The organism is Magnetospirillum aberrantis SpK (assembly GCF_011022235.1).
GTDB classification, from domain to species: Bacteria; Pseudomonadota; Alphaproteobacteria; order Rhodospirillales; family Magnetospirillaceae; genus Magnetospirillum; species Magnetospirillum aberrantis.
In genome coordinates this window covers 1-13192 of sequence record NZ_JAAIYP010000007.1, presented here as the reverse complement: position 1 = coordinate 13192, position 13192 = coordinate 1, and the positions used below count along the sequence as shown (strand labels likewise).

7 protein-coding genes are annotated in these 13192 nt (G+C 57.6%); 4 read left to right on the top strand and 3 right to left on the bottom strand.

Translation table 11 applies throughout. The features are described 5' to 3' along the window. Positions 1–353 precede the first annotated feature (353 nt). The 3 genes from G4223_RS01425 to G4223_RS01415 all read right to left on the bottom strand — a co-directional run bounded on the left by G4223_RS01425 (position 354) and on the right by G4223_RS01415 (position 3726). A complete protein-coding gene (locus G4223_RS01425) occupies positions 354–1154 on the bottom strand; it encodes a DUF2927 domain-containing protein (protein WP_163674045.1) in 801 nt (266 codons plus the stop codon). Positions 1155–1559: 405 nt separating this feature from the next. Then, positions 1560–1916 carry a hypothetical protein gene (locus G4223_RS01420; RefSeq protein WP_163674042.1) on the bottom strand — a complete coding sequence of 119 codons (357 nt, stop codon included), beginning with the start codon at positions 1914–1916 and terminating at the stop codon, positions 1560–1562. Then, positions 1855–3726 (bottom strand): type I secretion system permease/ATPase, encoded by a 1872-nt coding sequence (locus G4223_RS01415; RefSeq protein WP_163674040.1) that lies wholly within the window; start codon positions 3724–3726, stop codon positions 1855–1857. The genes G4223_RS01420 and G4223_RS01415 overlap by 62 nt, the downstream gene beginning before the upstream one ends. A gap of 277 nt (positions 3727–4003) precedes the next feature. Between G4223_RS01415 and G4223_RS20170 the strand changes: the two genes are divergently transcribed. The 4 genes from G4223_RS20170 to G4223_RS01395 all read left to right on the top strand — a co-directional run. After that, the gene (locus G4223_RS20170) at positions 4004–4522 is read left to right on the top strand and encodes a toxin-activating lysine-acyltransferase (RefSeq protein ID WP_163674038.1); all 519 of its coding nucleotides are present in this window, start codon (positions 4004–4006) and stop codon (positions 4520–4522) included. A gap of 111 nt (positions 4523–4633) precedes the next feature. Next, positions 4634–5113 (top strand): hypothetical protein, encoded by a 480-nt coding sequence (locus G4223_RS01405; RefSeq protein WP_163674036.1) that lies wholly within the window; start codon positions 4634–4636, stop codon positions 5111–5113. 15 nt (positions 5114–5128) lie between these two features. Further along, complete coding sequence (locus G4223_RS01400; RefSeq protein ID WP_163674034.1) at positions 5129–8914, top strand: calcium-binding protein; 3786 nt, start codon at positions 5129–5131, stop codon at positions 8912–8914. Between the two features lie 10 nt (positions 8915–8924). Beyond that, the coding region (locus G4223_RS01395) for a beta strand repeat-containing protein (protein ID WP_338086793.1) at positions 8925–13192 on the top strand (4268 nt) is incomplete at its 3' end.

The following is a 13192-nucleotide window of genomic DNA, read 5'->3' as shown; positions in this document are numbered from 1 at the left end:
CGGAAGCAAGGGCTCGATGATCGACCATTCGTGATCCGTCAAGCCCTTAGTGTAGTTTATCGAGTGTTTTTGACCTTCCGAACTTTATCCGCAGGCCGCGCAAGCTGCTTCAGTTCCTCATACCGCTCCAAGAACAGTGTGTAAGCCCGCTCAGGACCAACTGGGACGATTTTGTCTGGGTGCGGCGCCGGCAGATGGCCGAAGTCCATCCAGGCAGACGGCAGTAAGTCACGCAGCTCGGTGGCCATGCAAACGAGATCAGCGCGTTTGGGCAAATGGTCAGTATGCAGCAGTGGTTGGTAGCCAAGCCCGCGCAGGCGGGCGCTGTCATCGGGCCGGGCCGATGGTCACCATCACTGGTACAACGCGCGCTCGCCCTGTTGCCGCGCGGCTTCGACCAGCCGGGGGATGATGTCGCGTACCAGACGCATGGCCTGATCCTTCGGCATGCCGGGCGTCAAGGCCGGATCATACAGCGCCCGCAGGACGATCTGATCGTTGAGCGGAAGGCGGTCGAAGGTGGGGCGGTTGTCGCTCCAGACCGAGGGATGGACGATTTCGGTGTCATTGATCGGCCCAAACCCTTGACTGATTTCTTCCAGAAGGGTGTCGAGAACCTGAGGTTCGGGGAAATTGTCACTGACGGCCACGGCGACAATGGTCTGTTCTGTCTCGGTACCCCCGCCAGTGCCATATCCCATTGGTGTCCGCGCTTCGATTTCTTCTTTTGCTCCAGGGATGAAGCTCATGGTTTCGGCAAGCTTTGCATGCGGTGTCAACAAGACGAGGAAATTTACCTGGGGTGCTCGCGGCGTCGGCTTATCCGCAAAAGTCTGGTCGGGAACATACGTGGCCCCAAGATCGATGACGCTGATGTGGCGGCCGGTCAGCAGCGCCAGGTGATCGGCGATATCGGTGATGTAGAGAAGGTAATAACTAGACCACTCGCCTGCCACACCGATGACGACGTCATGTTCCCAGCGCCGAATGTGGAGCTTTTTGCCCCCAACCTCTGATTCGAAAATGGTCCGCTCGAATTTATACACAAGCGCATCCGCTTCCGCGATGCGTTCGGCGGAAGGACTCCAAACGAAAAAGCGAAGAACGGCATAAGCCGCGATGGCAATAAGGGCCATCCAGTCGATAGGCTTCATGGGGCCATTGTAGGTGAAAGGAGCCTGCGGGCAAGCCGCAGGCTCCTGCGGTTCAACGCCGCCGTGGCCGCAATCGCGGGACAGGTCGGCGGCGGCCGGTGGGCAGCGGCGAAGGACCGCTCGGAGGAGGCGGGTCAAGCGGTGGGGTTTCCGAGAATGGGGGGGAATTCTTCAAATCCTTGAACCATTTATCAAGAGCCTCGAATGCTTCCCCTGCCTTGGTTTTCTCCGAGAGAGGCGCCCCCTCGACCGGAGGCTGCCTCGGCTCCCCTACAGGGACTTGCGGCCGTTCTCCCTCCTTCGGTCCTCGCGGCCGGTTCCACCCTTCATCGTCCGTATTGGGGAGGCGCAGGAATTCCCGCATGTTGGTCATGTCACGGCGCCACTGTTCCAATTGCCCAGGGGTCATCGTTGCCGGGTCTTGGGCGGCAAGTTTTTTGGACAGTTCCAAAAGTTCCTCTGTGCGACCGCCTCGGGCGTCTTACCGCCGTTCATGATGCGGATCAGCGCCTCCAATTGCTGTTGCTGCGTCAGTTCGCCGCCGGGCAGGTTGGAACCATTGGATGGTGGCTGGGGCTTCGGCATGGGAAAGGTGCCCGGCGGGTCGAACGACCCGGGATCACGGCCTCCAGGGCGGCGGGGGGATCCTGCCATGACCTTGCGCTCGTCGCGGCGGCTCTCCAACTGCTTTGCGATCAGATCACCAACAACGTCGCCAGCCTTGTCCGAGACGGCATCGACGGTGTCCTCGCCGAATGCCACCAGAGAATTGCCGTCCAGGGCACCGGCGGTGGCGAAGCGCACGAGCGCCGAGGTGCCGTGGCGCAGCAGGACTTTCCCCACATCCTTTGCCGTTTCCACCAGCTTCTTGCCAGCCTCGCCGCCTGGGTCGAACTCTTCGGCCTTGGCGATGATTTCGCCGGTCACGGCTATGAAGGCGTCCTTCGGCGTTGGCGATGTCCAGATTGTCGATCAGCACCCGGCCGGATTCCGGCAGGTAAAGCCGCTGCACCAACTTGGTCAGGGTCGACTTGCCCGAGCCCGACGGCCCGACGATGCCCACCACCTGTCCCTGCGGCACCGCCAGCGACACGCTTTTCAGCACCGGCGCCCGGTCGGGGCGATAGCGGAACACCACCTCCTTGAACTCCACCGCGCCCTTGATGGCGGGCATGGCGGCGCGGGCCTGGGCTGCCGGTTCCGGCTTGGTGTTGAGGATGTCGCCCAGCCGGTCGACGCTGATGCGCACCTGTTGGAAATCCTGCCACAACTGGGCCAGACGCAGAATGGGCTGGGACACCCGCCCGGCCAGCATGTTGAAGGCCACCAGCCCGCCGATGGTCAACTCTCCGTTCATCACCAGCGCCGCGCCGAACCACAGGGTCAGCGCCATGCTGACCTTCTGGATGGTCTGCACCCCCTGGCTGGCCATCGCGCCGAAATTGGTGGCCTTGAAGGCGATTTGCACATAGGCGGCCAGTTGTTCTTCCCATTTGCGCTGCATCTGCGGTTCCACCGCCAGCGCCTTGACCGTCTCGACGCCGCTGCACGCCTCGACCAGCAGGGCCTGGTTCTCGGCGCCGCGCTTGAATTTTTCCTCGGTCAGCGCCTTCAGCACCGGCGTCGCCGCCACCGACAGCGCCACATAGAACGGCAGCGAGCCGACCACGATCCACGCCAGGATTGGCGCGTACCAGAACATCACCGCGAAGAACACCACGGTGAACAGCAGATCCATCACCAGGGTCAGCGCCGAGCCGGTCAGGAAGGAACGGATGTTCTCAAGCTCGCGCACCCGCGCCACCGTGTGCCCCACCTGCCGGGCGCCGTGATAGGCGATGGGCAGGGCCATCAGATGGCGGAACAGCCGCGCCCCCAGTTCCACATCGACGCGGTTGGTGGTGTGGCTGAAGATGTAGGTGCGCAAATAGCCCAGCAGCACCTCGAACAGGCTGACGGCGATCAGCGCGAACACCAAGACGTCCAGCGAGGTCAGCGCCCGGTGCACCAGCACCTTGTCGGTGATGACCTGAAAGAACAGCGGCGACACCAGCCCGAACAATTGCAGGAAGAAACTGGCGATCAGCACCTCGCCGAACAGCCGGCGGTACTTGACCACCGCCGGAATGAACCACGTCAGGTCGAACTTGGCTCCCAGCGCCGCCAGTTGGGCGCGGGTCGCCACCAGCACCAGACGGCCGTCCCAACGCGCTTCGAAGTCTTCGCGCGACAATTGTTCCGGACGGCCGACACGCGGGTCCTGGATCAGCACTTGGTCGTCAGCCACCTTGGCCAGGATGAACCAGCCACCGTCCTTGTGCCGCGCTAGACACGGCAGCGGCGTGCGGGAAAGCCGGTCCCATTCGCTGTCGATGGCCGACGCCTTGAAGCCCAGTTCCTTGGCATAGCGCACCAGGGCGATGTCGTCGGCGGTGTGGGTCGGATCGCCGTGGCGGTGGCGCAGTTGCTCGTAATCGCCGGGCTTTTCGAAGTATTTGGCAAGCAGGGAGAGGCAGGCGAGGCCGGGATCGGTTTCGCGCGCGGGGAGCGGTTCTGGTTTGGTTGTGGTCATGGCTCCCTAACGGGCTTTCTCCGTACAAGATGGGGCCGGGAATAGAGGCACCGCATAGCCATTCCCGCGAATCCCCCAATAAGTGTATGCATTGTTGACCGTGTTAGCATGAGGTGTATATGCTTTTAGGGAAATTTTCCAGCTATGCTGCATCTTTTAGAATTCGCAACCAATAGGAACAATGCTCGCCTTTTGGGAGGGAGAAAGTACGTCGCCGTGATTCCGTGGTTGCCCCCCTAAAAGTTGTTTGTGCGCAATCCTTCTGAAGGAGTCTTTGGTGTCCGAGCAAAAAAGCGCCCGTTCCAAGCCCAAGGGCAACGCCGACAAGCCTGCCCAGGCGGGTGTGACTGACGGTGAGATTCCGCGGCCAGCCGTTCCAGACTCTGCTCAGGTCTTCACCACCCTGGGGGCCGTGGCGTGGCTGATGGGGCGCTCGCCTGCTCACCGCCATCTGTTCATGGCTGACCTCGACTGGCTGGTGTTGCCGCCGCTGCAACTGGGACAGGCGCGACTTTATCACCGGGACAACCAACCCATCGCCTATGTCAGTTGGGGGTTCCTGAGCGAGGAGGTGGAGGCCCGTTTGCTGGCTGGCACGCCTCGCCTCAAGCCGACCGACTGGAAGTCAGGCGACCGCCCCTGGGTTATTGAAACCGTTGCCCCTTTCGCACAGGCGTCCGCGTTGGAAGAGATTGTTGCGGATCTGACCAAGACGGTGTTTGGCGGTGTGCGGCCAAATATCATAGTGGTCCGATCCAGACAGAAGGTTCATGGACATGAACCTTCTGTCTGGTAAATCGGCCCACAAAATCAACGAATTGTGCACTGATCCATTCAAATGCTCGCTGTACCATCTGAATGGATCAGTGCAATAGGTTTTAATTCATGATTTTTTTGGGGGTATAATATGAATATACCGGCAAGGCGGTTGGCGCGAAATATTGTGCTGCTGTTGCATTTTTTGTCGTTTCATTTTGTTATTTTTATTCCACATGCGTCATTTTCTAGAGAAATTAATGACGGAATTTATATTGAAGACTATTTAATATCAAAATTCTTTGGAATATCTGCCCGTGTTGATGAGCTCTCTCTGAAAGAAGATATTGCTTCGGCAATTAAGGTCGGGCAACCCGCTCATGTTTACAACGATTTTGTTGTAAAAAGTATTTTGAGTAAGTATGGCTCTGGTCGCGATATTGATCAATTTAAGATAAGCGCCGAATGCAAAATTATGCATCACAGAGAGACGTTGTGCAGGGTTATTATTACTAGATGTTCATCGTGCTTTTCTTTGTTTATTGGTAGAATAGTCGTCTTCTTTGATTCTTTCTATGATCTTGGCACTCTATCTGGCGTTAATGTCCGCGTTTCGTACGGGTTTTTATGATAAGGGGTGTAAGCTATGGGAACCTCAAAGCTTGAGATGTTTGTATCTAAAATAGAGAGTGGTAGCTATGGGCATTGTTTTTTTGTTTTTACAGATGTTGACGACACAAAATATATCGCTCGCGGTGGGCCGGATTCTATTGATTTGCTAGGTGGTGTTTCTGGCGAAATTAAAATGAAGGTTGAGGTTGATGAGGCGGAGCATACCGCTGACGCTGGGCAATATTTACCTGGTAGCGATTCGTATAGTATTGAAATATCTAGAGGTGATGCGGCTAAGGTGGAGTGGAATGCGGTTTCTGATTTTTATAAAAGATCTGAAGGAATACCGTATCATGCTGCGCAGAACAGTAATACACTGGCTCGCGGAGCTCTTCGCCAAATTGGAAAAGAAAATATTGGCCTACCCATTGGCATTACTGTAGATGATGTTCCAGGATTTCAGAATAATCTCTCAGTTTTGCTGGAAGAGAGTGTATTGAATAATGTTGTTACATTGGTTGGTCTCTATAACCGTTTAGGACCTTGGCAGCGAAATCAGGTTGATGAATATGAAGTTTACTGGGGTAGGCGCAGGCAGATAGAAAATGATCAACGTTTGACGGATTCTCAGAAAAGGAGAGCTATAAACCAAATTTATTATGAGGGCATAAATGTTCCTCCTCCTGACAAATATCCACTCATCACGTATGCTCTTGATGCAATTTCTAGCTTTGTTAAATTCGAATGGAAGGTGGAAAGTGATGCTATTGACTTTCTAAATTCCGTTTCTGCTCCCGGCATTAAGCCTGGGGACCGGGTCGTGCTTGGTCCCACCATAGGGACTTACGTTAAAGACCCGGATGGTTACTATGTTGTCGATAAGGGTGGCAGTGTTGTCCCATATGACGTTCGGCCAGAAGTAAAAGTTGAGAATCTTTCATATGCTCCTTCTGGTACAGGTGGTGCGTGGAATGATTGGCCAAACGATTCAAAGGCTAATGTATTTATAGAGTACGTAAATGGCGACGAAATCGCATACGCAAGTGTTATGACATACAATGGTTCGTCTGGTTTTTTTGTTGATTATGGTGTTCAAGGGGGGGTTGGGTTCGTTGGAACAAATCTTGTTACTAGACTGTCATTCGTCGATGATGGTTCGAGCACGGAGATTTCTGTTGGTTCGAACGGCGTTTATTCTTTTGTGATAGAGGGGGGGGAAGGAAAGGACATTTATTCGGGAGACGCTGAACTCCGTGAAGTTTCTCACTTGAAAATGTATAATGATGGCGATCGTAATATTGTATTGTCGGATGACGGTTGCGTTGTTGGTTATTTGCGGGATGACGGTGTTCTTGTCGCTGATCTGAGCTTGTCTGAGCAGGAGGCTGTAGCTGTAGCTGCAAAACGACCGATAACTACCCTTGAGAGGCTCTCAAGTTATGGTCCAGGTGCAGTCGGCTCGACGTTGGGTAGTAAGCTGGGGAGCTTGGTCGCGGGCGATCACCTTGTTCTTGGTCTCTTTACACAATCTCTTGGTTCAGCGTCTGGTGAATACCTCGGTGAAGCCATTAGCAAGCTGTTAGGCGGTGAGGGGAATCCCAATTACCAGGGGGCGGGGGGATCGTTCGAGGGTGCCTCGGGTAATGCCGTTGGGGGCTATCTTGGCGGTCAACTAGGCGGTCAATTGTTCAAGACCATTGGCCTGGACTCGAAACTGGGCTCCACGGCTGGCGGACTGGCTGGTGGCGTGGTTCTGGGAAGCCTTGCCTCATATATTTCCGCCAATATGGCTCGCGGCTGGGATCCGATGACTGGTATTGGGGGGAACTTGATTCCGCCTAACACTGATAATGTACAACCTTTCGGGTTATCCAGTGCTTTAGAGAACGGCGCGCTGAATTTCGGCGGCTCGTTTATCGGCAACAAGTTGGGGTCCGAGCTTTTCCACGGCGACCCGCAGATCACCGCCATAACCAGTGCCGTCGGTGCAACCATTGGCCAGATTGCCATCCAAATCCCAGGCCTTGGTGCCGCCATTGGCTCTTTTGTTGGGCAAGCTCTCGGCAGTCTTTTCGGCAAGAAAAAGAAAGCCCCTGCCCCGCCGCCGCCGCCGTTCGCCCAGGCCAACATCGATGTCACCAACGAGCGGTTCGCCATCATGGGGGCGTCGGCCGGCAATGGCGGCAGCGTCGACACTGCGCGTCAGATCGCACAATCCGCCTGCGACATCTTGAATGGCATCCTTGATGCCATGGGGGGGCGGATTGCCAATGTCTATGACAATTTGCGTGCCTCGCTCGGCTATTATTCGACGAATTATGTCACGGATATAACGACCACGGATGCTCAGGCCGCTGTGGCGGCAGTCGTATTGCGTTTGGTCCGGACGCTGCAAATCGAAGGCGGCGACATTTACATGAAGCGAGCGTTGCTGCACAGCACCGCGACCACGGTTGCCCAATTGCAGGCCGATCTGGAGACCGCGTCACAGTGGTCGCTTTACAAGGACAACCCGGCCCTGTTCCTGCGGGCGCTGGCCGACGCCAACGATCCCGCGCTACAGGCGAAATGGTCACAAATCCAGCAGCAGGCGACCGCGCTTAAGCTCGATCAGGCCACCAGCTTCGACACCGTCACCCGACGCTCTTACCTGGAAGCCTGGTATGCCGCCAACCCTCTCCAGGGCGTTGATCCGCTGGTGCTGGACCTGAACCGCAACGGCACGTTGGATTTGGTGTCCTTGGCGGAGTCCAAGGTGGCGTTTGACACCACCATGCAGGGTTTCGTGCGGCGTACCGGCTGGGTGGCGGCGGAAGACGGCTTCCTGGTCTATGACCGCAATGGGGACGGCGCTATCAACGACGTCTCCGAAATGTTCTCGCAATACATGGATCCCAACGCCAAGACGGGTTTCACCGCCCTGGCGACGGTGGACAGCAACCATGACGGCATTTTCAATTGGCAGGATGCTGCCTTTGACAGTGTACGTATCTGGCAGGATCTCGACCAGGACGGTGTTACCGACATTGGGGAACTGAAAACCCTGGTCAATCTTGGCATTGTCGGCATCGAGATTTCTTCCTCGCTCAACACTGATCTGGGCACAGGCAACCAAGTCCTCAGCACTGGCCGTTTCCAGTGGGCGGACAGTTCCTATGGTCTTGTCGGCGACGTCTTTTTGGAAACCAGCGAGCGCGGACTGAAAATTTCGACGGTGGCGACCAACTGGCAACAGATCAGCCTGGATTCCGGCGAGTCCATTACCTTTGCCACCGCGAGCACCCCGCAGGTTCTTACCTTCTCCGCCGACACCGCACGCTATGTTTCGGGCAGCGTGATGGGCGACCAGTTGATGGCGGCCGGTACCGGCGACGTGATGATCAGCGGCCATGACGGCAACGACAGCGTCATCGGTGCCGCAGGCAACGACTGGCTGGTCGGCGGCGCTGGCAGCGACACCATCCGTGGTGGTGCCGGGAACGACTTGTTGGTGGTGGACGCCGACGATTCGCAAGCCAACATCGACGGTGGCGATGGTCACGATACCCTGGTGGTGGATGGCGAGGCCGGAGTCTCGTTAGACCTTGCCGCCATTCATGTGGAAGAGGCTCAAGGGAGTGTCGGAGACGATGTGCTCTTCACCTCTGGTTCCGATGCTGTGCTCATGGTCGGCGAAGGGGGCGACGACACTCTGACCGGTAATGGTGGCGACGACCGCCTGGATGGTGGCGACGGAAACGACACTCTGCTCGGGGGGGGCGGCAACGACATTCTGGACGGTGCAGATGGTGCCGACGTCCTGAGGGGGGGGGGCTGGTGACGACACACTGGTGATCGACAAGGACGACACGCTGGTGGACGGCGGCGACGGGCAGGACGTGGTCGTCATCGAGGATGACCGCGGCATGGTTTTCGATCTGGGCGCAGCCAACGTGGAAATGGCTCTGGGCAGCGCGGGCACGGATGTGCTGAGTGCAGGGGTCACGGTCAGTGCGGCTATTTACGGCCGTGCCGGGGCGGACACCCTGATCGGCGGTGCGGGCGCGGATTATCTTGATGGTGGCGCCGATGACGACACGCTCGACGGCGGCGCGGGCGCAGATACGCTGCGCGGTGGCGACGGCGATGACACCTTCCTCGTGGGAGAAGGGGACACTGTCATTGAGGCGGTGGGGGAAGGCCGTGACCGGGTGCAAACCGTGCTGGCCGGTTATACGTTGACCGCTAATGTGGAAAATCTGCAATTCGTCGGTGACGGAGATTTCGCCGGTATCGGCAATGATGGCGACAACCTGATCACGGGGGGGACGGGGAACGACTTCCTGACAGGCTTGGGGGGCGATGACACGCTTGATGGCGGCGTTGGGGTCGATACGCTTGCGGGTGGGACGGGGGATGACACCTACATGGTGGATTCCGCCTCTGACGTGGTGATTGAAGCCGTTGGTGAAGGTGAGGACACCATCGTCACCACTCTCAACACCTTCACGCTCGGTGGCCAGGTTGAGGACCTGATCTTCACCGGGCAGGGCGCCTTCATCGGTACAGGCACCGATGCAGCCAACGTCATCATTGGCGGTGCCAGCGGCGACACGCTTGATGGTGGCCTTGGTGATGACACGCTTGATGGCGGTCAGGGGGCGGACACCCTGACCGGCGGTGTCGGCAACGATACGTACGTGGTCGATCAGGTGGACGACGTGTTGGTGGAGAGCGCCGAGGAGGACGGTGAGGATACCATCGTCACCTCCCTTGCGTCGTACCAGTTGGGGAATGCCTTCGAAAACCTGGCGCACGATGGCAGCACCAATTTCACCGGACTCGGCAACGCCAAGGACAATACGCTGGTGGGTGGTTCCGGCGATGACGTCCTCGATGGCGGCACTGGTGCGGACGTCATGGTTGGTGGTGCCGGAAATGACCTTTACCGTGTCGATGACGTGGGGGATTGGGTTGTCGAAGATGCCAACGGTGGCATCGACATGGTGGAGACGTCGCTTCAGGCCTTTGGCCTTGCGGACCAGATTGAGAACGTAAAATTCACCGGAACCGGCACTTTCGTCGGGGTGGGCAATGCGTTGGACAACTGGTTGGTCGGTGGAACCGGTGCCGATACGCTGGATGGCGGGGCTGGTGACGACACCCTAGACGGCGATGCTGGAGCCGACATTCTGATCGGTGGTACCGGAAACGACTTGTATTTGGTCGATGATAGCGGTGATCAACTGGTCGAGCAGGCGGATGGGGGCATCGACACCGTACAAACATCCGCGGCAACCTACACGCTCGGTGAGGAGATAGAAAACCTCCGCTTTGTCGGTTCTGGCGCTTTTATCGGAACCGGGAACGATTCCGACAATGTCATCACAGGCGGTGCTGTGACCGATACCCTCTACGGTGGGGCTGGTGCAGACATCCTGGACGGTGGTTTGGGGGCTGACACGCTTGCGGGCGGCAGCGGCGATGACGTTTACCATGTGGACCACGTGGGCGATATCTTGGTGGAAATTGCCGATGGTGGTCACGACACGGTGATCACGTCGCTGGCTGCCTATACACTGGCGGCGGAGGTTGAGGACATCGTCTACCAGGGTTTAGACGCGTTCTCCGGCATCGGCAACGCCAGCGCGAACACAATGGTCGGCGGTGCCGGCAATGATTTTCTCAATGGTGGCGGTGGCAACGACTTCCTGGATGGCGGTGCCGGTGCCGACACGATGAGCGGTGGTGCGGGTGACGACATCTTTGTTGTCGATGACGCCGGTGACGTGGTTGTTGAAACCGTAGGACAGGGGTTCGATACCGTACGGGCTTTGACCACCAGCTATACGCTCGGGGCGGGCATTGAAATGCTCGTGCATGAAGGTGCCGGGGATTTTGTTGGAACCGGCAACGCCGAGACCAATACTCTCCTCGGTGGTGCCGGAAACGACACCCTGGACGGTGGTGCGGGAGCCGACCGAATGGTGGGAGGCGTCGGCGACGATGTCTACATGGTGGACAACGCCGACGACGTGGTCGTCGAGGAATATGGTGGTGGCCGAGATAGCGTTCGCACGAGCCTGCAATCCTACATTTTGGGCGATGAGGTTGAGAACCTGATCTATGTCGGTTCCTCGTCCTTCAGTGGTACAGGTAACGCCCGTGCGAACTTGATCCAAGGCGGCGCTGGTGCGGACGTCTTAGACGGTCGCGGCGGCAACGACACGATGATCGGTGGATCCGGCAATGATGTCTATTACGTAGATTCTGTTGGAGATTGCATCTCTGAAAACGCTGGTGGGGGCTACGACACCGTCTATGCCAGTACCGCAACGTTCACGCTGGGAGCTGATTTCGAAGCCCTTGTGCATCTGGGTGCCGATCCCTTTGTGGGAACAGGAAATGCGCTCGACAATCACATGGTCGGTGGGACCGGCGTCGACACGCTTTATGGAGGCCAGGGCGCAGACCAGCTAGATGGCGGGGATGGCGGCGACACGCTTGACGGTGGGGATGGTGACGACCGTTTATATGGTGGCGCAGGCGACGACTTGCTTGACGGCGGCCTCGGCAGCGACACCATGATGGGCGGTGCCGGTGACGACGTTTACCTCGTCAACGCTCCCGGTGATGTGATTATTGAAAGTGCTGGCGAGGGCCGTGACCTCGTGCGCACATCGATCACAAATTACACCCTCTTGGCAAATTTCGAAGCTCTACAGTATATCGGCTACCTGAATTTTACCGGCTACGGCAATAGCTCGGATAACTGGATTTTTGGCTCCTACGGCAACGACACATTGATCGGCAATGGCGGGGCAGATGAACTGCTGGGTGGTGCCGGAGATGACACCTTGGTCGTCGATACAGTCGATACGGTGATCGATGGCGGCACTGGTTCGGATACCGTTCTGATCGGTGACAATAGCGGCGTGGTCTTCAATCTCGACCGTGCGATCAACGTCGAGACGCTGGTCGGTGGTCAAGGTTCGGATGTGCTGTCGCTCGGCAGTATCAACAAGGCCGACCTCTACGGCGGCAACGGCAACGACATCCTTTACGGTTCAAGTTCCAATGATCGAATCTGGGGCGATGGCGGCAACGATACGCTGATCGGTGGTGCCGGTGACGATATCCTGACCGGCGGTGGCGGCAGCGACACCTTTAGCGTCGGTACCAACAGCGGCTCGGACCTTATCTACGCCGACAGTTCTGATGTGGTCATGTGGACTGTTAACGGCCATGTCGGTGACGTGGCCATCAGCGCATGCCAAAATGACCTTATTCTGGTGGATAATTCATCCGGCGAACGGGCGACCATCGTCAATTATTTCGACGGTACGGCCAACCGGCCCACGATTCAGTTCCGTGAACAGGATGGTTCTGTCCATACCGCCGTCATCAGCGACTATTCAGACTTGATCAACCATTTGAATTTGGTCCTGACGGCCCCTAATGGTACCGGTTATTACCTGTTCGGAGCGAGCACGCTGATTGGTGGGGGCGGGAACGATGTCCTCAGTGGTGGCTATCGAACGGGATACCGGGACGACCTGTTTGGTTGGTGGGGCTATGCCGCTAGCGTTGATGGAGGCGCTGGCAACGACACCCTGACATTTGGCGATTCGGGCGGCGGCGTGTCGGTCGACCTGTCGACCGGTTCCGGCAGCATAGCCGGCTCGGGACCCGACGGAAGCTCCTGGTCCATGCCTCAAAGCGTCAGTAACGTCGAGAACGTTGTCGGCACAGCTTTCCGTGACACCCTTAAAGGTGACGGCGGAGACAACACGCTGGTTGGCGGTGGCGGTGGTGATGTGCTCGTCGGTGGAGGCGGAAACGATGCCCTCGAAGGTGGCGAGAACGGTGGCTACGCCGAGGCGTTGGAGGGAGGTGACGGTATCGATTCCGCGGTTTACAGCCATTCCGGACAAGGGGTCGTCGTCGATCTTGGTAGCGGCCGTGGCTATGGCGGTGAAGCGGAACGGGATTTTCTGTCGAACATCGAAAATGTCGTTGGCTCTGATTTCGCCGATATCCTGCGCGGCAACGCGCAGGCAAATATGCTGACCGGTGGTGATGGTGACGACACCTTGGAGGGCGGGGCCGGCGACGATAC